Source organism: Bradyrhizobium sp. S3.2.6, from assembly GCF_040546885.1.
Classification (GTDB): Bacteria; Pseudomonadota; Alphaproteobacteria; order Rhizobiales; family Xanthobacteraceae; genus Bradyrhizobium; species Bradyrhizobium cytisi.
On the sequence record NZ_JBEPOS010000030.1, the window covers coordinates 10,475 to 32,962 of the forward strand.

Annotated in this window: 15 protein-coding genes and 2 pseudogenes; 7 read left to right on the forward strand and 10 right to left on the reverse strand. The window is 57.3% G+C overall.

Translation table 11 applies throughout. The annotated features are described in order from the left end of the window. Positions 1–114: 114 nt before the first annotated feature. Positions 115–5,694, reverse strand: a complete 5,580-nt coding sequence (locus tag ABID58_RS33380; RefSeq protein ID WP_354037154.1) for a trifunctional serine/threonine-protein kinase/ATP-binding protein/sensor histidine kinase — start codon at positions 5,692–5,694, stop codon at positions 115–117. Positions 5,695–7,856: 2,162 nt separating this feature from the next. Here ABID58_RS33380 and ABID58_RS33385 point away from each other — a divergent pair. From ABID58_RS33385 to nolL, 5 genes are all read left to right on the forward strand, one after another. Then, positions 7,857–8,540 (forward strand): response regulator transcription factor, encoded by a 684-nt coding sequence (locus ABID58_RS33385; RefSeq protein WP_148774907.1) that lies wholly within the window; start codon positions 7,857–7,859, stop codon positions 8,538–8,540. Between the two features lie 135 nt (positions 8,541–8,675). Next, the gene (locus ABID58_RS33390) at positions 8,676–9,020 is read left to right on the forward strand and encodes a response regulator transcription factor (RefSeq protein WP_502916449.1); all 345 of its coding nucleotides are present in this window, start codon (positions 8,676–8,678) and stop codon (positions 9,018–9,020) included. Positions 9,021–10,009: 989 nt separating this feature from the next. Beyond that, on the forward strand, positions 10,010–11,263 hold the full coding sequence (gene ectB / locus ABID58_RS33395; RefSeq protein ID WP_085399795.1) for a diaminobutyrate--2-oxoglutarate transaminase: 1,254 nt from the start codon (positions 10,010–10,012) through the stop codon (positions 11,261–11,263). Positions 11,264–11,372: 109 nt separating this feature from the next. After that, a complete protein-coding gene (locus ABID58_RS33400) occupies positions 11,373–11,645 on the forward strand; it encodes a hypothetical protein (protein ID WP_354037158.1) in 273 nt (90 codons plus the stop codon). A gap of 552 nt (positions 11,646–12,197) precedes the next feature. Beyond that, complete coding sequence (gene nolL / locus ABID58_RS33405) at positions 12,198–13,319, forward strand: nodulation factor fucose acetyltransferase NolL (RefSeq protein WP_354037160.1); 1,122 nt, start codon at positions 12,198–12,200, stop codon at positions 13,317–13,319. A gap of 964 nt (positions 13,320–14,283) precedes the next feature. On the opposite strand, the gene panB is transcribed toward nolL, so the two are convergent. The 9 genes and pseudogenes from panB to ABID58_RS33445 form a co-directional block, all read right to left on the reverse strand. Continuing rightward, complete coding sequence (gene panB, locus ABID58_RS33410; RefSeq protein WP_354037162.1) at positions 14,284–15,156, reverse strand: 3-methyl-2-oxobutanoate hydroxymethyltransferase; 873 nt, start codon at positions 15,154–15,156, stop codon at positions 14,284–14,286. Between the two features lie 778 nt (positions 15,157–15,934). Then, complete coding sequence (locus ABID58_RS37445) at positions 15,935–16,081, reverse strand: hypothetical protein (RefSeq protein WP_430648052.1); 147 nt, start codon at positions 16,079–16,081, stop codon at positions 15,935–15,937. A gap of 181 nt (positions 16,082–16,262) precedes the next feature. Continuing rightward, positions 16,263–16,433, reverse strand: a pseudogene (locus ABID58_RS37450) (adenosylmethionine--8-amino-7-oxononanoate transaminase); the annotation flags it as partial. Positions 16,434–16,638: 205 nt separating this feature from the next. Then, positions 16,639–17,271 (reverse strand): dethiobiotin synthase, encoded by a 633-nt coding sequence (bioD, locus tag ABID58_RS33420; RefSeq protein ID WP_354037164.1) that lies wholly within the window; start codon positions 17,269–17,271, stop codon positions 16,639–16,641. Continuing rightward, the gene (locus ABID58_RS33425) at positions 17,271–18,422 is read right to left on the reverse strand and encodes an 8-amino-7-oxononanoate synthase (protein WP_354037166.1); all 1,152 of its coding nucleotides are present in this window, start codon (positions 18,420–18,422) and stop codon (positions 17,271–17,273) included. The genes bioD and ABID58_RS33425 overlap by 1 nt, the downstream gene beginning before the upstream one ends. Before the next feature lie 85 nt (positions 18,423–18,507). Next, positions 18,508–18,861, reverse strand: coding sequence for an aspartate 1-decarboxylase (gene panD, locus ABID58_RS33430; protein ID WP_354037167.1), 354 nt, complete (start codon positions 18,859–18,861; stop codon positions 18,508–18,510). Positions 18,862–18,921: 60 nt separating this feature from the next. Further along, positions 18,922–19,446 (reverse strand): annotated as a pseudogene (locus ABID58_RS33435) (radical SAM protein); the annotation flags it as partial. 194 nt (positions 19,447–19,640) lie between these two features. Next, a complete protein-coding gene (locus tag ABID58_RS33440; protein WP_354037169.1) occupies positions 19,641–20,273 on the reverse strand; it encodes a transposase in 633 nt (210 codons plus the stop codon). Between the two features lie 157 nt (positions 20,274–20,430). Beyond that, positions 20,431–20,769, reverse strand: coding sequence for a helix-turn-helix domain-containing protein (locus ABID58_RS33445; protein ID WP_354037170.1), 339 nt, complete (start codon positions 20,767–20,769; stop codon positions 20,431–20,433). A gap of 38 nt (positions 20,770–20,807) precedes the next feature. On the opposite strand from ABID58_RS33445, the gene ABID58_RS33450 reads away from it, so the two are divergent. Together ABID58_RS33450 and ABID58_RS33455 are read left to right on the forward strand one after the other, a co-directional pair. Beyond that, positions 20,808–21,044 (forward strand): LexA family protein, encoded by a 237-nt coding sequence (locus ABID58_RS33450; RefSeq protein ID WP_354037171.1) that lies wholly within the window; start codon positions 20,808–20,810, stop codon positions 21,042–21,044. A 291-nt stretch (positions 21,045–21,335) separates the two neighbouring features. Continuing rightward, entirely contained in the window at positions 21,336–22,361 is a 1,026-nt protein-coding gene (locus ABID58_RS33455; RefSeq protein WP_354037172.1) for a radical SAM protein, read from the forward strand. The last annotated feature ends 127 nt before the right edge of the window (positions 22,362–22,488 follow it).

Consider the following 22,488-nt stretch of genomic DNA (forward strand, 5'->3'; position numbering starts at 1 on the left):
ACTCTCCCGACGGGCAGCATGAAACGCGAATGTCTCTGTTATCAACGTCGCGCAGCTTACTTCTGTCAAGATGATCGGAGCTCCCGGAGCCCCCTGCTCGACGACGCACTCGACCTAAGACGCTCCAGTGACTTGTTCCGCCCGATCCACGCCCTCCGGCGCAACGGGCATGCTGAACTGAAAGACGGCTCCGCGAGGATCATTGGCGCCGGCCCACATTCGGCCCCCGTGCGCCTCAATAATAGAATGGCAAATGGCCAGACCCATGCCCATGCCTTCGGATTTCGTGGTGTAAAACGCCTCGAACACGCGGTCTGCGCTGTTTGGATCGAGTCCTGGACCCGTATCCCGAAAAGAGACCAATACATTATTCGAGCCATCAGTCCGCGTAGCGATCAGTAATTCGCGCTCGCCTTCGTTGATCTCGCTCATTGCCTCGATGGCGTTCGTGATCAGATTGAGAATCACCTGCCGCACCTGAACGCGATCTGCTCGAACGAGCGGCAACGCCTCAGGTCGTCGGGTTCGCACCCACACATCATGTTTTGCGAGTTCCGCGCCAACTAAGGACAGCACCTCTAAGATCACTTCGTCAATTGCAAGAAGCTCCGTTTGTATCGGAGCCTTGTTCATAAGAGCGCGGATCCGGCGGATCACGTCTCCAGCGCGCATGCTGTCACGGACAATTAAACCGAAGGTCTGCCGAATTTCTTCCAGGTTTGGGGGTTGAGCAGCGAGCCAATTTAGCCCTGCCCCCGCATTGCTGCTGATCGCCGCAATCGGCTGGTTGACCTCATGGGCGATCGAGGCGGCCAGCTGTCCCATTGTCGTGATCCGATTGGCGTGTGCAAGGCCCATCAGAGTTTCGCGATAACGTCGTTCGCTTTCACGGGCCTCCGCTTCCACTCTCTTTCGCTCTGTCAGATCGAGGACGAAGCCAACACCGTGGTCCTGTCGCTCATCGAATACGGCGAGGCCAATTAGCACCGGCACGCGGCTGCCATCCTTCCGAATATACTCTTTCTCGAACTGCTGAACAGCTCCGGTCCTTTTTGCTTCTGTCCGAGCATCCATTGTGCGCTCGTGCCATTCTGGAGGCGTCAGGTCGAGACCGTTCACTCGCCCTGCGAGAAGATCCCCTTGGTCGTATCCAACCATCGCGAGGAAGGCTTGATTTGCCTCGATGATCTCGCCCCCTTTGCCGATGATAAAGATTCCGATGACGTTAGCGTCGAGTAAGCGCCGGATTTTCGCCTCCCGTTGCTGCACTTCGCTGTACAACCGGCTGTTTTCCAGCGCTGTTGCAGCTTGGGAGGCAAGCATTTTCAGCACCGAGTTGCGGGCAGCCGAGAATATGCGCGGGGCGAGATTATTCTCCAGATAAAGTACGCCGATCAGCTTGCCTTGCGTGATCAGTGGCAGGCAAAGAATAGAACGCGATTTGCGCTCGCGGATATACGGGTCTTCCGCAAATGAAGGCTGGGCGGCAGCATCTTCGAGAATGACGTTTTCGCGGACACGTAGGACGAAATGCAGCACGGACTCGGGAAGAGCCATCGGAGTCACAGGCTGTTCATCCACCTTTACAAGCAGCGCATCCGCTACTGTTGTGGCTTCCGCCTCGATCCGTGGCTCGCCTCCATCCAGCAGAATCAACAAACCTCGCTCGGCGCCAGCCTGCTCAATGGCAGTCCGCATAAGCGTGTCGATTAGTTTTTGAAGCACAATCTCGCCGGAAATCGCCTGCGACACTTTTGTCACCGTCGCCAGATCAAGATGCTCAACCGGAGCTCCGATCCTCATGCCATTCACGGCAAGAGTGGTCTCCTCATGGTTGAGATGGGGATGTAGCTCGTCGAGTTGACGCACCTTACCATCTGCTCCCCAACGAAGGTAGCCATGCCGGGCGTCCTGCAGGTAAACCCGGGAGATCCTGTCAAAACCGCGCGTTGCATAAAAGCGCGCTGCAAGTTCACCAGCGACCCCCGCGTGATGGGCGAAACCGTTACGCCCTGCGGTCTGGATTGAGCGTTCGTACAGTCGCATTGCGTCTGCATCCCGGCATTCCAGCCTCGCAATTTCAGCCCCGACCAAGGATGCCCGATTGTCAAAGTTTTCGGGGCAATTTGTGGCCCATATCTGCAGCTGTCTGTGATGGACATCAATCATTTTTCGATGTTGCTGTTGTTCGCTTTCACACAGCCCGTCGCAGTAACACGAGTGAGACAGCGCGCCATAGAAGTGAAACTCCGCGATCAAGAACTCTGTCGGGATGGTCCACAATCCGGGCTCTGCCTTCGAGCGAGCACCAATAGCTGCAGGATAATCGCCGGCCAGAAACCGCGCCTGAAGTTTGCGGATCCAGTAGACGGTTTCGCTCGGTGATAGCTCCGGACTGCGTTCAAATGATCGCTCGATGTCCAGCTCGTCAAACTGCTGATCATCGAAGGTACCGAATGAGCGCGTGAGGCCGCGCATGGTTCTAATAATTGCGAGCTGTGCAGTCATGGCATCAGCAGCAAACTTGACCTTTCTGTTCCGTATCGTAGCAAGGCTTTTCTCTATCTCGTTCTGCACCTCTTTCAGGGGATCTCCTGCCATCATCATATTTGCGGTTAGATGAACCAAGCTGTACGCCTCATAGATGAAATCGCCGATGCTGACCGCAGCTTCGAGCGCTCGCCGGATCAAAACTCGTCCGTCCCTTAGGGGCTTCGTCCACGGGATCACGTTGCCTCCGACGGCCAAATAGACCGGAGCCCGAAAGCGAGAGAACTCAACGCGATCAACCAGATCGCACGCAAGACGACCAAACTTATCTGCCGCTTGGTAGTCACCGAAGCGGCCGGCCGAGATTCGGCCCAGCCATGCGTAGTGAGTGCAAGAAGCATCAGTGTTGCCGTATTCGAGGCTGATGCTGACGGCTCTGCAGATGACCAGAGCGGATAAATTCACGTCCGTGAATCCAGCGGCCGGAAGAATCCGCGTCAAGACGGCCAGCGTGGCAAGCGAGGTCTGGTCTGTCATTCCAGGCAAACTAGCAAGATCCTCGATCGCGTCCGGCAGCTGTGACCACATCCGCTGATATTCGACTAGTGTCTCCTCGTCCTTCGGATGCGGCGACCACTCGATCCCGACGTCGTGAAGATATTCGAGACCTATGGCCACTGCCCGGCCGTGCTGACCGAGCGCCAAGTAAAGATCGACCCGCAAACATGCGACCGTTGATCGTTGGGGCGCATTCAAAGCGTGCTTCCACAGCGCGGAGAGGAGGCTCTCTGCAATGTCCAGCCGGCCTACCAAGAATTCACATTCGGCCCGACTGGTTTCCAGTGCGAATGCAAGTTCCTGGCGCCTTTGCCACGAATCCCGCGCGAGCAGCGTAGCACCGACAGTGAAATATGTCAGTGCCGAGGCGTAGGCCGCCGACGCCCTGGCACGCTGCCCTGCGATTAAATTTAACTCCGCGAGCTGCTCTCGCTCCTGACCGGAAGCGATTAGCGCGACACCTCGATTGAGTTGACTGACAACATCGAAGATAGCCTCTTCACGTTTGTGCGCAGGGACATGTGCCGCAAGCATCCGACCGATCCGCAAATGGGCAGGAGCGCGCGAGGATTCCGGCACCAGCAAGTAAGCCGCCTCTTGAACGCGATCGTGTACAAAGCGGTACACTGTTCCCTGGCGCGAGACCAGTTCCTGCCGGATCGCCGGCCATAGCCTCGCATGCACCTGTCCCTGTGACGTTTCGAGCACGATCGCAAGCTCTGCCGTCTCGGCCATGTTGCCGAAACAGGCCAGCTGTTGCAGCGCGTCCTGCGTCTCTTCGGGCAGCCGGATGAGCTTGCCGAGCATCAGATCGACGACGTTCTCGGTGTACGCTTTTGCGTGAATGCGCTTAAGATCCCAACGCCAGCGCGCCGACTCGTGATCGAACGTCAACAGCTGCTCTTCGGCCAGTTCAGACAAAAATTGAATGGCGAAGAACGGATTGCCCATCGTCTTCTGATGCACCAGCTTTGCAAGCGGGGCAGCGCGTTTTGGTCCGCAGCGAAGGGTATCCGCGACCAACTGCGCGACATCGTCTGCAGTGAGCGGCGACAGCGTGATCTTCTCTAGATTTACGTCGGCTCTCCTGATGGACTCGAGCTTGCGTTTGAGTGGATGGCCTGCATCAACTTCGTTGCTGCGGTAAGCTCCAATTAGCAGCAGGTGCAGGTCCGACTGAGTCAGAAGATCCTCGATCAGGTCGAGCGTTGCGGCATCGTGCCACTGCAAATCGTCGAGGAAGAGCACCAATGGATGGGTTCGCCGGGCGAAAGCACCGATAAAGCGGCGAAGCACGAGCTGGAAGCGATTTTGCGCTTGCCGGGCTGGAAGCTCAGCAGGCGCGGGCTGCTCGCCAATGATCAGGCTGAGATCGGGGATCAAGTCGATCATCAGCCGTCCATTCGCGCCGAGCGCCGCCCGGAGCGCCTGCCGCCAAGTCGCGAGTTCGCCCTCACTTTTGCTGAGAAGAGGACGCACAAGACTCTGAAAGGTCTGCACCAGTGTCGCATAGGGAACATCGCGCTTCAGTTGGTCGAATTTGCCTGATGCCAACAGCCCGCGCGAGGGCACGAGTACTTTGTGTAGCTCCTGGACAAGCGAGGACTTACCTATGCCGGAGTAGCCGGCAACCAGCACCAACCCCGGCGCGCCGCTCTTCACCGCGCGATCGAAAGAGCCAAGCAAGGTCTCGATCTCGCGGGCTCTGCCATAGAGCTTCTCGGGGATGAGCAGCCGATCAGGTGTGTCGTCTGCGCCGAGCTCAAATGTGTCGATGCGACCGTGGTTGGCCCATGCTGCCAGACAGTGTTGCAGATCGTGCTCAAGGCCAGCGGCAGTCTGGTAGCGTTCCTCGGCGGTCTTCGCGAGGAGTTTCATCACAATCTGAGAGATTGGCTCCGGGAGGTTTTGCGATTTCTCGACAGGCGGTGTTGCTTTTCTTGCAATATGACAATGGATCCACTCCAAGGGATCTGAGCCGGTGAACGGCAGCGCGCCGGTCAGCATCTGATAGAATGTCACGCCAAGTGAATAGAGATCACTGCGACAGTCGACGGAGCGATTCATGCGTCCGGTCTGTTCGGGCGCCATGTAGGGCAGCGAGCCCGCGATGAACTCGGCAGGCCCAGGCGGCACGCGCTCGCGGGAAAGACGGGAAGCCAGACCAAACCCAGTGAGTCGCACCTGTTCGTCAGGACAATTGACCAGAATGTGAGCGGGTTTCAGGTCCTTGTGGACCAAGCCGCTCCGGTGAAGCTTGCCCACGGCCCTCGTGATACCAACAGCGAGGCGCAGGAACGGCTTGGGCTCCATACGGATCCCGAGTAAATTTAGCAGTGGCTCGCCGCATGGATCCTCCAGGACAAGCATAGTCCGACCAGCTTCCCGAATAAGTTCCAACGGCCGCACCGCCCATGCCTCGTCTAGCTCCTCCCTCAGCTCACACTCGTGGGCGAGGCGGTCAAGCGTCGCTGGGTGTTCTGCGGTGGGCCGCACAATAAGCACGACAGCGCTGCTGCCGTGGGTTTGCCGACGGCACGCACGGCAGAACGCCCGATCACCGTCCTCCCATAGGGGCTGGATGTCCTGGATGTCACTGTCGACATTTGAGCCGAACAGAGTTCGGCTGAGGGGGTCCCGCGGCATTTGCCCGCCCAGTCAATAAGGATTGAGCCAAAATCTGACACATATGGGGCGAGCTTGTGAAGGGACTTCGCAAAGGGCGCGAGTACCGATCAAGGCCGCCAAAGACTGGACCGCTGCACACAAGATGCAACTTACACCCCCCAATACCTGGCAGCCCGATCGTGTCAATCCAGCCCAATCCGGCGCGCAGGCCGGGCCTGCACAGCATCGGCGGCGGGCGCTCCCGACTGGCGCGGTGTAGAGGCGAGTTTCCCTTTTTATGGAACGGCTCGTAGCCGTTACCCGACCGCCAGCGGCGCACTGCCCGACCTGCAGCAGGGCCCCAGGTCGCTGCTACCGCTCAAGCAGGCAATGACATGTGAACGCTGATCGGTTTTGCCCATGATCGGCGCAACGCGCGAGGCCATTGGACGCCGGCTTCTGACGGCTGCATCGGCCTGAGCGCCGCAACAGCGCTCAGGCTAGAAATCCGCCGACATGCGCGGTGCTGCTTTCGAGATCGACATTCACTCCTGGCTCCGTTGTTGGAAGGCGCCACGCAGTCATCGACTCCGAACCACAGCATCAAGGGCAGATCTGCAAGTCACTGTGAACGAAACCGCGCCAAAACTATCCTCTTCATTCCTGCTCCCATTGCTCGAGCAACTGATCCGCGACAAAGGCACTCCTGATGCTCACAAAGCGTCCGTACAGGCTCTCACCGATCGGAATGCCGCTCGCTTCGGTTCTCAGGAGGGCGATTGCCGGCCAGGCGATTTCGATAGATCTGAGAAAGTTCATGCTGGTTAAACCGCTGTTCAAGCGAGGCGTAAGCTACCCCAAAACCGGTGAAGGAAAAGGCAATTAAATGAAGAACAGCGGAACGTCTTCTTCTCGCCACGCGCACTGTGACAACATTTATCCAAGTCTTTGCCAACCAGAACTGTGCCGGATCGGAGTTTGCCAGTTCGATAGATCTACACCGGCATCGTACAACGTGATGCTACGAACGGTTCAAGCCCTTCCCGACCGGTACGAATTCGCAGGAAGTCACGACCTACTCTACGTTGGTGAGCGAGCCTCAGTTTTGCCACGCTGGTTGCTTCATTGGTGGCAACATCACCACGGATGTACTGGCGATGTGGGGCGAACCCGACGCACTTTCTGCTCGACGGAGTGCGTCGGGCCGCCTTTAATGACCCCGCCTAGCGGATCGATGAGCTGTTGGTAGGTCTGACAATAGCTTCAGGTTGACCGCTCGGGCCGGGTTTTGTCGGTCCTATGTAGGTCAAAGAGCCGATCTCCAGGCTGCCCGACACGGAACTCTGATGTCCGCCAGTTCTTAGGAGAATGATTCTTCGCTGGGATCAGCGGTTGTTTGGCTGATGCAGCAGAGCAAATGCTGCCTTTTGCCGCACTGGTCCACAGCCGGACACCGAATGGAGTGTATCCCGCCTCTCCATTCAGATTACGCCGCCTGATCTTGGGGGCGAGCCTGGTAAAGGAAGCAACGAGACGAACAAACGTGAGCGTCCCTGCAGCAGCTCGAGTTCGAGCATATTTCCTACAAACATGATGACGGAAAGGACTTGAATCGCACCTTGCGTCAGGTTGTACGAAGTCGATGCAAGATGCTTTCCCCGACCTCGCAAAGACGCAACTCACAGGCGCTCTGACGACGGAAAAAAGAGTTCATGTGCTGATGCCGCTGCTGCTCGTTCTGGTTTCCATTTTCCTTAGTGCGGGTGCGATCGTCTACGCCAGTTGCCGATCGCAACGCCGGCGGGATCGGCGCATGCACAGGCACAATCGCGCCAATTCGCGCCCCCACGTTCAACTACCAAAGCGCCGGGCATTCTGATCCTTCAGCCGCAAAATGAGTCGTTCGCTGCAGCGAGCGCTGCAAGTCCTGGATTCGGTGCTTCTCGACCGGCTGTTCATTGATTTGATCGATGCCGCAGGCTGGTCCAACGCGACGGCGGAGAGACGCGAAAGGCAGTTCTCGACCACTCGAGCGGTTTTTGCTAGACTTTCCTGTAATGGGCAACGCTGGTGCGAATGGCTAACCAGTCACGCACCTGGAAAATTTCAAAGATTAGCCTACGCGAAAGGCTGCATGTCTCAATCAAAGGTCGTTGTGACACGATATTTCTACTGTAAATCGTACAAGTGAGGCTCTTATCGTGACCAAGCGCTCTGAACCGCGGAAGGAAGCCGCAAATGTCGAAGGGCCGGAGGTGAGGCCGAGCGTCCTCGTCGTCGACGATGACCTCTCAATGCGGGAATCGCTGGTCAACCTATTTCGTTCGATCGGTCTAGATGTCGTTGCTTACGGATCGGCCCAGGAACTGCTCCAGAGCGAGCTTCCTGATGTTCCTAGCTGCCTCGTGCTTGACATCAGGCTGCCAGGATCGAGCGGGCTTGAGCTCCAGAGTGAGTTAGCCAAACTGAAGATTCACATTCCCATCATTTTCATCACCGCTCATGGCGATATTCCGATGACCGTCAAAGCCATGAAGCGTGGAGCAATCGATTTTCTCAGCAAGCCGTTTCGCGATCAGGAACTGCTCGATGGCGTAGTCGCAGCTATCGAACAGGATCGGAAGAGGCGGGGTGTAGACAAGGTGGTCGGGAGGCTGCAGTCCTTGTTTGAGGCCCTAAGTCCACGAGAGCAGGATGTCTTGAAACTGGTCGCCGCTGGCCTATTGAACAAACAGGTAGCCGCGGAACTCGGGCTCGCCGAGATTACAGTAAAAATCTATCGCGGGCACATGATGAAGAAGATGGGCGCTCGATCGCTAGCCGATTTGATCAGGATGAGTGAGAGGCTGGGAATTGGGACCGACCGTTCCAGGGTACAAACCTAAGTATGATTTTACAATTTCATCGAACACGCGCACCCTTCAGTTGGCCGTCATGCTTCTGCCACCGCCTTCGCCCAACTAGAACGGGTTGTCTTGTCCAGGTATTCAACTGTTTCCGTTGTCGACGACGATCCTTCGATTCGTGCCGCACTGAACAACCTTCTGAAATCGCAGGGCCACATCGTTCATACGTTTGCATCGGCTGAGGACTTCTTGCGGTCGTCTCAATTGAATGACACGTCCTGTGTCATTGCAGACGTGCAGATGCCCACCATGAGCGGCTTTGAACTTTTGGAACAGATGCGGGCCCAGGGTCACGCTGCGCCATTCATCTTGATTACTGCCTTCGCGGATGATCGCACGCGAGCCCGCGCGTTGAGCGTCGGCGTAATTGGCTTTTTCGCCAAACCCTTTGTCGGTCTTGAGTTGATAGCCTGCCTCGATGAAGCGCTGCGCGAGCATCGTGGCGGAACGGATGCGTGAAAGATGGGGAGGCAGTCTGGACCACGCCGCGCCCGCGCGGCGCCCAATGTGCCGCTGCCAGTCCTTACCTCGTGCTGGTGGCGACCATCGCCTTTCCGTCTTGCCGCATTCCTGTCGCTGTTGTTGTGCTTTCGGCATCTCATCGAAGCACTCGCAGCGTGGGGCTCCTGACAAAAACGCCTCTGACATGATCGCGTAATCAGACGAGGCGACCTAACAAAGGTGCGCACCAACAGCGATGCTGAGCTTAGGTCGAAAGTACCACAGCAGCGGCTTGCCAGGCAGGACCTCGCCGAAAAGGGTTCACCCGACACTTTTGCGAGTGCTCCAGCGAAGTCCGGCGCCGGAGTGTGGGGGAGCATGACGCGCCGATCACGGCCAATCATGCATCCTTTCAAGACGATCGCCGCAGTCACAAAAGGCTGCAGGCCACGTTGGACTTCCGAACGATCCACAGTTTGCACCGTGAGATTCGTCCGTTGGATCCCAGCGTCCTTCGGCGGGCCGAAGCACCCGAATCTTACGCATCCGTCGCAGCGGCAATACTATTCCAATGCCGCCGGTCATGTGATCTCAAGCCATGCCTTTGCTACCGACGGGCGCGCATCGGACCCTTCTGGGTCACGATGAAATTTATTCCATTCTTTCTCCTTTACAGAATTTGTCGTAACGCAAGCTAACCGCACGGCATGCGCAACTTCTTTGCGCGCGGCTAAGCAAGCCTGTCCGCGAAAGACGACTTTAGCCAGTGGCGTTCGCTAAATGTGGACAACACTACTAGACATAGTAGCTTTGTTCCGCATGGTTCTCAGGTAAATCGCTGGAGCTGATTTTCAGACGCGTTACGCGCGACCCAAAGGCCGTCGAGAGGCGTAGAACCGCGCGATGACCGTTTGTCCATCTTTACGATGTTGGCCGCGCTTATCCGTCGGGGCAGATTTTCTTGTCGAGGAGACGACCACATGGTTGGAATACACGGGCCGCGCAGAATGAAGACCGTCGAAACGCTAGAGTCCAACGTGCGGTCGTACTCACGTTCCTTTCCTGCTGTCTTCAGTCGGGCCCGCGGCTCGATTATGTTCACAGAGGGTGGCCGAAAGGTCATTGACTTTCTGTCCGGCGCTGGAGCGCTAAACTATGGCCACAACAATCAGGAGATCAAAGCAGCAATCAGCGAGTACCTGGAGTCGGACGGCGTCGTCCACGGCTTGGACATGGCCACTCCAGCAAAGGTCGAATTCATGGAGACCTTTAGCTCTGTCATCCTTCGTGAACGGAATCTTTCCTACCGCTTTCAATTTACGGGGCCTACGGGAGCTAACGCGGTTGAAGCGGCTCTAAAGCTCTCGCGTAAGATCACAGGACGTCACAACGTCATTTCTTTCACAAATGGATATCACGGCCAAAGCTTGGGAGCCATAGCTGCGAGCGGTAACCGCTTTTACCGCAAAGCCAGCAGCATTCCCTTAACTGGCACAACTTTCATGCCGTATGATGGGTATCTTGGTTCCGCGGCGGATTACCTGCGAAAGGTATTAATGGACGAGAGCAGCGGTATTGATCTTCCAGCCGCCATTCTCGTCGAAACCGTGCAAGGAGAGGGAGGCATCAACGTCGCCGGTAAGGAATGGTTGCAGTCAATTCAGGCTTTGGCAAAAGAGGTCGGAGCTATTTTCATAGTTGACGATATCCAAATGGGCTGTGGTCGTACAGGCGAGTTCTTCAGTTTCGAGTTCGCTGCTTTGTCGCCAGACATTGTTGTGATGTCGAAATCGCTGAGCGGGTACGGCTTGCCGTTGTCGATGCTCTTGATCAAAGAAGCGCTCGACGCATGGGAACCAGGCGAGCACACGGGAACGTTTCGAGGAAACAATCTTGCACTCGTTTCTGGCAAAGCGGCCTTAACCCTGTATTGGCGTAACCAGACGTTCTCGCACCAGGTCCAACGCTTGGGCGCACTTATGCGACGTCGACTCGATGCTATCGCGCATCAGCACGGAAACAAGTTTGCCGTTCGTGGACGGGGCATGGTATGCGGCTTCGATTGCAAAACGACAGAGATCGCAGAGGCGACGTCACGTAAAGCGTTTGCGAAGGGCTTGATTATCGAGCGATGCGGACCGACGGATCAGGTTGTGAAGTTCTTGCCCGCACTTACGATCGACCAAGACACGTTGGGACAAGGCCTAGACATATTCGAGGAGTCGTTGACCGAAACGTTGAATTCAGCCCGAGGAAGCTAATTTGTAGGCACACGAGAGAAACTGTTGCGCGCGACAGCATCGCCGCACAAGTCACTGGCGCGAGTCCCTTCTTGCCGCCGAAACGTTCGGGAATTCTGAAGCCGTGATCATGGAGGTGACGCTCAAGGCCACTGCTGTCTGTGATCCGCCGAGTCGGCTGATGCGCGAAGAACGGCTGCTGCCCTTCTTGGTCCACAACACTGAGTGGGAGCAGCATCTCTTTGACCATAAAACCTCGCTATCGCGAGCGACTCTGGTCGAGCTGGTTCGCTATCAATCATCCTGCGAGTACGATCCAACTAAGGCCTTTGCGGATGCACGCCAAGCCACAAGCTGCACTAAGAGATGGCGCGACGAAAGTCGTCAAGGCACGCGTGGTTGACGGCGTCAGTTACACGAAACCGAACAAGCCTCCCAATCAGAAAGGTCGGTCCTCGGCTTTTGCTCCAGAACTGCAGAGCACCGCTATCGGCGTGCGCCCGTAGCACGCTGCCAAAACGCCAATGTTGGGGGTGCTCGCGTCTCAGCTATCAGAAGCCCCTATTGGCGTGAACACCTCGACGTCAAGCGAAAGTGACGGACCAAGTGTCAACTATGCTGGGCCAACCGACAAAGCCCGACGCATCTGCCGGGTCTGAGATGCGTCGGGCCGAGTGGGAGACTGAGCGTGACAGTCTTCCTCCCACAAACGCGTCTGCAAGTTGTATGCCGCGCCCGTGCCGCTACAGCCGTGTCTCAGACTGGATATCTTGTCTTTGCCACAAAGGTCCCCGAGGCATTCAGACATGCGCGGCCCACAGCTAGTTTTCGGAAGGCCTAACAAGCTGAGCGTATTCCTCTTCCAAAAACTCCCGCCATCGCCTTTCGTTTGGATCAAAAATGAGGCAGAAGAAGCGGACAACGGGCCGCCGGCTCGTCAACAACAGATATCTAGATGTTTGATAGATTGCGACCCGTGACTGGAACGAACGTCCCCAGTTCGCGCAGGACAGAGGCATACGATCGAGATCTCAGTTTAGATTTCGCGAAAGGTGCACTCATTGTTTTGGTGATTGTTGGGCACCTGATCCAGTATGTCATCTACCGAGACGACGCGTTTTGGTATTCGCCGTACTACAAATCGATCTATATGTTTCACATGCCACTTTTTATGGCGATAAGCGGATATCTTTCTGCTCGATCGCTGCTTCAAAAGCCGTTCACTCGAGCCGCCAGCGACCGTGCGAAGCAGCTCTTGCTGCCGATGCTATTTTGGTGGGTGATAATGGAGACAGCTAAGTTAGCGGCGTTGGGGCGCGCGACCAGCCTAACGAGCGGACTTTTGGAATTTGTAGACGATCTCGCCGGCACCTATTGGTTCATCTGGGCCACGTTTATTTCCTACCTTCTCATCAAGATTTCTACCAGGCTTACCCGCCGATCGTGGGTCATAACTGGCTCAGCCATACTGGTCGCGCTCGCGCCTCTGACATTCTCCATATCACCGCTGATCAGATTCACTTACCCGTTCTTCTGCTTCGGCTTCTTGCTTGCTCAATCGAGAGAACGACGGACGAGTGCATTGCGACATCACAAGCCGGTCCTGATTGTATTTCTTTCAATAGTGACCTGCGTATGCTTTCTAGCTTGGGGCAAGAGCACCTATATCTACAATAATCTTGGGGTAATTCGCGACTTTCGGTCAACTAAAGACGTGCTTCTGATGTTTGTTGGCTCTGCAGCTGCGTCAGCAGTCGCTATCGAACTCCTGCGGCAATGCTGGCGCTTTGGCCATTTAAACCGAATGGCCCGCTTTATCGCTGTGGAATTGGGCCAGGCCACGCTGCTGCTCTACCTGGTCCAGGGTACCGTGTTCCGTCTCATGGATTTCATACAATTCGGAGAACTTTGGGATCTCACGACCCGGGTGATCATCGCGGGTGTGCTCGGGGCCGCGATCATTGCGATCGCCCTAACGATCCGCTCGATCGTTCGAGGCGTTCCATATCTGTCTCAGCTCGTCCTTGGAATGCCACCACGCTCAGGTCTCCCGCAAGCCAAACCTGCAATGAACTAGCTGTATCCAATTGATCGTTTGAGTACGGCAGGGTACCGATAGCATCGACTTGTGACGCGGCTGGAATAGCTTTCGAACCAGATCCGGCGGCAACGGCGTGCCGCCGTCGAGGCGATGATCGGCATAAGAGCAACCCCATCGAGCGTGTATTGCTCTCGGATTGTATGGCACCGGCGAACTCAGCCCATTGCCGTCCATCCTATACGGTCGAGTGTCGTGAGATTAGCGTCGCGGTACCAGTCGTCTAGCCGCCGGTTTTCGACGCAGATCGAACGCAAACCATTCACACTCAGCAAGATGGTTCTTCGACTGCCGTACTGAACCCGAGACCTCCCAGTCTTTCGAATCTCCGTCTAGGCCCGCAGCTGCCCGAAGTAACAGGCCCTCGGCAACCAACAAGCGGTTCTTGTTCGATGAGGCGATCCGATTGCTCATCGCGAGCCTGTCGGCTCCTCACCATTTCGAAACGGTGACGATCTCGATCGGAAGTTAGATTCACGACCATGCGGCGCACGACCGCGCGTTGTTGGACCCTTTAGTCCAATGCATGCGACAATGGCTGCACGATAGAACAGGCTGCATACGTACTTTGCAAGGCCGCGAAAATGCAAGCGTGCAGAGGCTTGGCGGGTTCGGCGGTTCGACGAGGTCTCAAATAAAGCCGCACAAGTCTCCCGGGATCTGGCGCAGAGACGAACCCGACCCGCTTCGCGTCACGGCCTCTCACCGTTTGGGAAGTCACGAGACTATCTGCCGAGATCCTTATTTGGTCTCAACTGGGGCGGGTGCGAGGCAGGCGCTCACTAACGGTGATAACGGAGCTTTCGGCCAGGGCGAGATGACGATCGTGCGGCGCAACCTATCGTCGCAGCGGACCCCGCCTCGCTATCGGACCGGCGCTCCTCTGCAGGGGCGCTGCGCAGTTCCCCGACCGTACTTGCTCGTTCGCATGTTGGACATTGCACTAGCTTGTCTTGGAGGGCGTCCAGTTTACGATCGCCCCGCGCAAGCCGTCCGGAATCCGATATGACTCCTGCGCCGCAGGGAATGCTCCGCTACGGACATCAGCTGCCCAGCGCGAGAGGCCCTCCTGCAGCAGCTGATGGCCCTCTACATAAACACGCACGAATTTTGGATAACGGCTTCCTGAGAGCCCCAACACGTCGTGGAACACTAGAACTTGGCCTGAGCAACCTGGACCCGCTCCGATCCCAATCGTTGGTATGGCCAGAGATTCAGTCGTTCGTGCAGCGAGCTCAGCCGGAATACCTTCGAGGACAACAGCAAAGCATCCCGCCTGCTGTAGCTGGTGCGCATCATCAAGCAGACGTAGGGCATCGTCCGCGTTCCGACCTTGTACCTTGAAGCCACCCATCGCGTTGACGCTTTGTGGCGTGAGACCAAGATGGCCCATCACGGGAATTTCGCAATTCACCAAGGCTCGGATCATCTCGACACGTTTACCCCCTCCCTCAAGCTTGACGGCGTCGGCGCCACGCTGCAGGAAGCCTCCAGCGTTGCGTATCGTGTCGTCGGTACTGAGATGAAAGCTAAGAAACGGCATGTCAGCTACAAGCATGGCCCGAGGCTTTGTCCGCGCGACCGCCTCCAGGTGGTGATTCATCATCGCCATGCTGACCGGTAAAGTGTCATCAAACCCAAGGCATACGTTGCCGACGCTATCGCCAACAAGAATGACGTCGACCACAGGATCGGCGATACGTGCCGTGACCGCATCATAAGCCGTGGTCATGACGATGGCGCGCCTTTCCTCTTTGAACCGTTGCAGAACTGGAATCGTGACGCGCTCAACTGACAGCTGCGAAATGTGACTCATGTTCGATCTGACCCGGCAGCGCATGTCTCTAGAAATGGCCTTCCCTTGGAAGAGCAAATGGTCTCTATCAATAGGGAGGCCGAAAAGGCGCGTCACTGAGAAGCTGGAAAGCACAAAGTTTCCAATGATTGCGCGATCAGCAGACAAACTCTTTCAAGATGTTCCTCTGCGACGTGGTTCTGGGGCTCCACCATCCAAACATTCTGCGACTCAAAACGGCAGCCTGGAGACGATGCACGCAAGCGGCGATACAGTGAATGTCCTTATGAGGCTCCGATCTACGTGTCAAAGCCCACGTTAAGGCGGCATGTCCATTCCGTATGGCTGTTGATTGGCTTATGGCGCTCAAAGCCGCGGCTTCGGCGGACTGCAGGCACATTCCGAAGCGACCGTGATCCAGGCGAGCGAGATAGGAAAGATGCACCGGCGCTCGCACGGTTGGCCGCACACTCCAGAATGCGGATGACGTGTCCACCATCTTCGCGTGCCTCGCCTCTTGATAAGACCCGCCGTCCAGGCCGCTCTCCTCAAATCAAATTGACGAAGGAACTTCCGCAACAAGCCGGCACCAATGGGTGCATACCTTCATCACCTCGTGGCGATTTCGCGCAGGCATCCATACTGATCAAAGGGTACCCAATCGCAATGACGCGATCGGATTGAAAACGAACGCACGGTGACACTCTGGACCGGCCGGCGAAGCCCGCGCTCTCCCGGCCGGCCGCACCTTTTATGGCAAGGCTCTCTCATAAGAATATTGCGGTGCGGCCTTAGCCCGTCATGCCTCATCGGCAATGAACAGAATGTCCGACGCCTCGCAGATGCGCTTCATCTCTCTTAGCTTCAAAGCTGGGTACATCAACATTCCGCCTGCCTCTGATACCAGAGCCTCGACGATAAAGCCGCGGGATTTTCGTTTCGACATGCTGACTCAAGCGCATCAAGCGTCGCCTGCTCACGACAGCTCGCAGGGAACGGGATTGAGGTCTCATCGAACAGGAAATGGCCGTACGCTGCGTTGAAGATACCGCGGGCCCCAACTGACATCGCCCGAAGGTGTCGCCCTGATAGGAGTGTTGCATGACAACGATGCGTGTTCGCTGTTCGCCTGTATGGTGCCGATAGCCGAGTGCCATCTTCACGGCGACTTCCACGCTGGCTGAACTACTATCCGGGTAGAAAAGATGTTCGACGCCTCGGGGTGCGAGGTTCAAAAGGAGCCGAGCGAGCTCTTCAGCCGGATCGTGCGTGTAGCCGGCGAAAATGATTTGGTTCAGCTTGCAGGCACCGGTTCTTCTGAATCGCGCTCACGATTTGCGGCTGGCAAGGGGCCGTGAGTGACGACCCACCAGGATGAGATTTCATTTTTGATTCGATGGGCGCAGTGTAGAGATAAGCATCGTCGCCACGCACAACTTTGGTCTTCGTTGTCAAGAGCATGCTGCGTGAATGGATGCCAAATTGGCCACCTCTTGTTTGGCATCAAGGCTTGAAATCGCCGGGGATAAACGAGCCCTTGAAGGCAGCCTGCAAACTGTCTGCCATCAGAGGAGAAATCCAGGGCAGCCGTCCTAACCAGCGCACCCGCGTGATGTCACAAATTGCGCTCTCAGTTTCAGAATTTCTTTCCCCGATGAATGCGATCCCAAGAAGTTCGATCTGGCGCTTTCGCAAGGCCTCTATCGACAGCAGAGAATGATTGATGGTCCCGAGTTGCGTGCGGGCGCAAAGCACGACGGGAAGCCGCCACCGCTCGAAGACGTCGATGTAAAGTGCGCTGGAAGTCAGCGGCACCATCAGTCCGCCGACGCCTTCGATGACGAGCAGTCGCTCCCCGGTATCCGGCACCACGAGCGAATCGGGATCGATGCGAATTGCGTCTATTTCGGCGGAATGATGCGGGGAAGCGGGCGTTGTAAGGCGGTAACGCTCCGGAATGATCCGATCGGCCGACAGACCGCCCAGTCGTGCGACCAGCTGGCTATCGCTCTCTCCTTCAAGACCGGCCTGAATTGGTTTCCAATAATTCGCGCCGAGGAGATGGGCAAGGCCTGCCGAAAAGACAGTTTTGCCTATCCCCGTATCTGTGCCGGTCACCACGATCCGCTGACTCATCAAGATCCGTCCCTCGTCTCCTCAGCGAGCGCATCGAGCATCGCACGTACCTCTTCCTCTCCGACGTTGAGCGTCAGTGAAATTCGTAAACGGGCCGTGCCGGCCGGCACCGTTGGCGGTCTGAGTCCTCGGATGTCAAATCCTTGAGCCTGTAGCGCGGGGGCTCGCCTCAGGGCGCGGGCATTCTCGCCAACGATATAGGGCAGGATCAGCGAGTTTGAAGGACGTCTCTCGCCTCGCGCAACGGTCTCCCAATGGGTGAGCGCGACAAGCTTCGCCAGCCGCCGTTGGCGCTCCGGCTCCTCCTGCAGGATCGACAGAGTCTCCCATGCGGCCACCGCCATTAACGGCGAAGGAGCGGTCGCGAAGACAAGCAGGCGACAGCGATTGATTATGAAGTCGCGCAGCACGCCAGAGGCGGTGACAAGCGACCCGGCAGCTCCCAGCGCTTTGCCGCAGGTATGTACAACGAGGAGAGTTTCGCGTCCTTCATAGGGCGCTGTGAGACCTCGTCCTTGCTCGCCACAAACACCGGTGGCATCCGCCTCCTCCCCGACCAAGAACACATCGTGCCGGTCCACAATCGCGAGCAGATCTTCAAGCGGTGCGAAATCGCCATCCATGCTGTAGAGGCTCTCGACTACGATCCAGACCTGCCCCGCTCCGCCCGCGGCACGCCGGTCGCGAATTTCGCTCTCGATAGCCTGCGGGTCCTTATGGGCGCAGATTCTGAAAGCGGCTCGGCGAGTTCGCGCCCCTTCATGAGTATTGGCGTGAACCAGAGACTCAAGGACAAGCAGGTTGTGCCGTTGCAGCAGCCTTGTCAGCACTGGAAAACTTGCAAAATAGCCACAGCCGAAGAAGAGCGCGGTCTGCGCCCCGAAGAACCGCGCGGCTTCTGCCTCGAGGCATTCGCGCTCCTCGTAGTTGCCGCGCAGAAGCCGTGATCCGCCGGCTCCGATCGGAGTACCGGATTCCAGCGCGGTCAGAATGGCCTTTTTCATGCGCGGCGCATTCGCCAGAGCCAGATAATCGCTTGATGAAAAGTCGGTCCCGATGAGCGGCATGATACCGCGCAGGCGATCGTCTTCTTGAAGCGCATCCAAGCCTGCCACATAGCTGGACGATTTAGCGGCAATGACGGAACTCATTCTTCACTCGCTGAGCAACGATGGACGCCGCAAAACTCCAACTGGCGGCGAAGAACAGGGCCTTCCCGCGTTGGCTGTTTTGACTTCAAACCGGCAGGATGCGATTGTCTCGATCAACCAGCACAATTCGCGGCCTGAAGAGTCTTGCATCCCCCTCGTCAAATGACGCGTATGCGACGATACTTATCTTATCTCCGGGCATCGCCAGTCGGGCCGCCGCACCGTTCACGTCTACGGTGCCGGATCCTTGTGGCGCTTCTGTCACAAACGTTGCAAAGCGTGCCCCCGTCTCAAGATTGTAGAGTTCGACGCGTTCGTTGATCAGGATACCGGCCGCGTCCAGGAGCCCGCGATCAATCGAGATCGAGCCTTCATAGTGGAGGTCGGCTTCGGTTACCGAGGCGCAATGGATCGTTCCCTTCATCAAGACAATCTGCATTTTTCACCTACGCTGATCGCTTGCGCGCAGCACCTTTATTGGTTTGACAACCTCAGCGAAGTCGACGTTGTGATTGTAAAAGTCGAGGCCGGCGTCGGCGAGTCGTGCGGCTTGCTTTGGCGTGAGCATGCCGAGCGTTACGCACGCCTCCATGACAACACGTTTAATAGCGGCAATCGTGTCGCAGACCTGATCGAGATCGCGGTCCTTTGGATTGCGCCAGGCCGCGGCCATGCAGAAGCGAGTCGCCCCGGCGGCCTTGGCGTGCTGCGCGGCGGCGACCACATCCGCGCGATCCATCAAGCGGGTCGCCTTCAGGCCAGTGTCGTAATGCACGCCCTGTGCGCAGTAGGCGCAGTCTTCAGGACAACCGCCGGTCTTGACGCTGAGCAAACTTGCGGTTTCGACGTGGTTTGGATCGAAATTGTCGTGATGAACGGTCTGGCCGTGAAATAGGAGGTCGGCAAATGGCAGCGCGTAAAGCTCTCCCGCCTCGGCACGTTCCCAGTCGCGGCGGACCGGCGCGCCGTTGCGGCCGCTATTGCCTTCGACTTCCACAACCCCCCAAGACTTTCGCTCAATCATATAGACGACACCATCGTGCGTAGCTCCGCAAAGCAACACTCTTGCCCGGTATTAAACGAGAATTATCGGTGAGTTGCGCCGGGATGGCGCTCATATCAGGCTCATAGCCGCCTCTCACGCAGGATTTCCTCGTAGCATCGAGGAACGCGCAACAACACTCCTCGGCGCCGCTAACTCAGGCAACTAATGGTTCATCACAGCGATGTTGACTCCTTGGCGGTGACTGGATAGGCGCGGCCGAGTTTGGCGCGGGCTTTGTCGGTTGTGAACATCCATTTGATGCGAGCTCGGATTGGTTTCGCCGCCGTTGCCATGCGGCGATCTGGTTTCGGAGCCTTTTGGGGTCGTCGATGCGGCGGCCGAGACACTGGCGCTGAAGCCCGGAGATCTCGCACTCGAGCATGTTGAGCCAACTGGCGTGCTTCGGGGGTGAAGTGGAATTCGAGGCGGCGCAGGATACGTCGGGCCTCGGCGGGCGCGAAGGCCTCATACAGCGCCCCAGGCTTGTGGATCGACAAATTGTCCTGCACGACACGGATACAGGTGGCGCCTGGATAATGGACGTCGACGAGTTCACGCATGCAGTGGGCATAGTCCACGGCGGCGCGGCGGTCGGTGACCTTGACGTTGCGCCAACCTCGATATGGATCGAAGGTGACGAAGAGATTGGGGTGCCGTTGCGGCGATACTCGTAATCGTACCGCTCGCGTCGTCCCGGTTGGGCCGGGACCGGCTGGCGCACCTCGCCGATCAGCTGGACGGGGTCTCGTCGAAGCAGACCAGGGGCCGCTCAGGATCAGGCGCTTCAGCATAGTGATCGAGCACATCTTCCATGCGACGCGACATATTCGCCATCTATATGGGGAATGCACCACATGTCCCTGCGCCACGGCTTGACGTCATTTTCGGCCAGCCGGCGACGCACGGTCTCGCCCGACAGACTGTCGTGATCGGCGAGCTTGACCATCGTGTCGACCAAACGCGTCAGCGTCCAGCGTTTGCGGCTGACGGGCGCTTGGTGCATGCGGTCGCCACCAGCAGGGCCTCCTCCTTGCCGGTCAGCTTGCGCTCGGCGCCCGGACGCGGCTCCTCGCTCAAGGCCCGCTCCAGATTGCCTTCCACGAAGCGGCGCTTGGTCCGGCCGGCGGTGGAAAGGCTGACCCGGACGGTTCGGACGATCTCCGCGTCGCAGCGGCCCCCGTCGGCCGCCAGCAAAATCTGCGCCCGCTCGAGCTTGCGGGCGGCGTGCTTGCCGCCGCCGAGCATCGCCGTCAGTTCATCGCGCTCGGCTTGGCTCAATTCGACACGATAACGTACATTCATGCTTTGCCTCCTTGTTGGAGGCTGGGACGAATCCAACGATGAGTCCAAAATCAGGCGCGCGCTTCACCGAGAAGCAGGGGCACTCCCTCGCTTTTATCCATATCTATTCATACATGTTCGGACAGCCGCCCGCCGAAGCTGACATCCAGCGCCATTTCCGCGTCAGCCCGCCTTCGGTCCGCCAGATGATCGTCACCCTCGAAGGAAATGGCTTCATCCGACGTCAACCGGGCGTCCCCAGAAGCATCGAAATCCTCGTGCCGCTGGAAGGCTAGCCGATCCTCGAATGGTTCGGTATCAAAACGTCCAAAATCACTGTGACGAACCACCGGTTGCTTTGTGTGCCATCGATCGTCCGGGCGGTCGCGCTTCAACCCAAGCCTCTGTCGTGATCGCATTCCCGCCCGATCACTCTGTTCTGTCAGAAAGCAAACGAGGCTCTTGCGCGGAACGCGACGGGTTTGTTTTGAGCATGACATAGTGCCAAAGAAAATCGTCAAGAATCTTCTGCTTGGGAGTGGCCCAAGCCTTGCTCAAGATGCGGTCAGACCACCGAGGAGCACCCGATGCCACCCGACAAGCGGCTTCCGATTGTGTTTGACCATCTGAGACTCTGCGTATCGTTTTATTGCAACCTTCATTGCAAGCATTGTTATGTTCCCCAACAGTATCGAGACGAGTACAAGAGACGTTTAGAGCCGTCGCAGTTGTCGGTCGATGAGATGACACACTTTATCGATCTGCTTATCGACCGGTATGGCCTGACAAAGGTCTCAGTGACGGGTGGTGAGCCGCTTCTCAGAGTCGTGTTTCCGCGAACGGAAGCCGTGCTCGCGCATGGACAAAAACGGGGGATGCAAGTCCAATTAAATACAGCGGGGCTTGGCCAAGTTCCAATTTCTGATGTGGTCTCCATCTTCGATGATCCCGGGAAGCTCACCCTTCAATTTAGCTTCGACGGCGCAAAGCGGGACACTGTGGACCGCTTCCGCGGAAAGCCGGGTGTTTACGATTCCGCACTCCGTCAGATGTCCGAAGCAGCCAATTGCGGGGTCTTGGTGCAGGCCAGGATGACGGCCAATCGACAGAACATCGCTGAAGCGCTGGACGCGTATCGACTGCTGTCCTCGATTGGCGTTGGTTCCTTCAGAATTAAGCCGATGTTCGCCTCAGGTGTCGCCCTGGACAACGAGGAAGCGCTCCTAGGGTCGGCTGACGAGATCAGAGAGTTGCAGCAGGCTCTGATCGCAACGGCTGCAAAGACCGCGGCCCGCCTTGAGCTGCCACCTCCGATTTTTGTTGATACAAGCCAGCCGCGGCCGAACGTTAAATTCACCAAATGTGACTGCGGCATCACCTCTGTCTACCTCTCGGCAAATGGCGATCTCTACCCCTGTCCCTACGTCGTTGGGGATCCGGACAGCGAGGCGTTCCTTGTCGGCAACATCCGATCCCCTGAATTCGATCTCGATACGGCTTGGCGAACCTCTCCGGCGCTGAAGCACTACCGGGCGGACAGCGGCTGCGCCCACTGCCCCTCGCAGGTGGCCCTTCTGAAGAATATCGAAAATCGCGCGCTTGCCTGCGGATGACCGACGAGCCTTGGATCGGAACGGTCGGTTCTGCAAGGAGTGCCATTTCGGTTGCGGTCGGATCGACCCAAACTCTGACCGGTTGGCGTCCGAAGTTCTGATCGGGACGAGGCGAGAGGAGATCAGA

Coding starts and splice junctions, on each gene's coding strand:
- ABID58_RS33380 (WP_354037154.1), bottom strand. CDS start 5,694: ATGCCGCGGGACCCCCTCAGCCGAACTCTGTTCGGCTCAAATGTCGAC.
- panB (WP_354037162.1), bottom strand. CDS start 15,156: ATGAGTCACATTTCGCAGCTGTCAGTTGAGCGCGTCACGATTCCAGTT.
- panD (WP_354037167.1), bottom strand. CDS start 18,861: ATGCAGATTGTCTTGATGAAGGGAACGATCCATTGCGCCTCGGTAACC.
- ABID58_RS33425 (WP_354037166.1), bottom strand. CDS start 18,422: ATGAGTTCCGTCATTGCCGCTAAATCGTCCAGCTATGTGGCAGGCTTG.
- ABID58_RS33445 (WP_354037170.1), bottom strand. CDS start 20,769: ATGAATGTACGTTATCGTGTCGAATTGAGCCAAGCCGAGCGCGATGAA.
- ABID58_RS37445 (WP_430648052.1), bottom strand. CDS start 16,081: ATGTCGAAACGAAAATCCCGCGGCTTTATCGTCGAGGCTCTGGTATCA.
- ABID58_RS33440 (WP_354037169.1), bottom strand. CDS start 20,273: ATGTGCTCGATCACTATGCTGAAGCGCCTGATCCTGAGCGGCCCCTGG.
- ABID58_RS33400 (WP_354037158.1), top strand. CDS start 11,373: ATGGAGGTGACGCTCAAGGCCACTGCTGTCTGTGATCCGCCGAGTCGG.
- ABID58_RS33455 (WP_354037172.1), top strand. CDS start 21,336: ATGCCACCCGACAAGCGGCTTCCGATTGTGTTTGACCATCTGAGACTC.
- bioD (WP_354037164.1), bottom strand. CDS start 17,271: ATGAGTCAGCGGATCGTGGTGACCGGCACAGATACGGGGATAGGCAAA.
- ectB (WP_085399795.1), top strand. CDS start 10,010: ATGAAGACCGTCGAAACGCTAGAGTCCAACGTGCGGTCGTACTCACGT.
- ABID58_RS33450 (WP_354037171.1), top strand. CDS start 20,808: ATGAGTCCAAAATCAGGCGCGCGCTTCACCGAGAAGCAGGGGCACTCC.
- nolL (WP_354037160.1), top strand. CDS start 12,198: ATGTTTGATAGATTGCGACCCGTGACTGGAACGAACGTCCCCAGTTCG.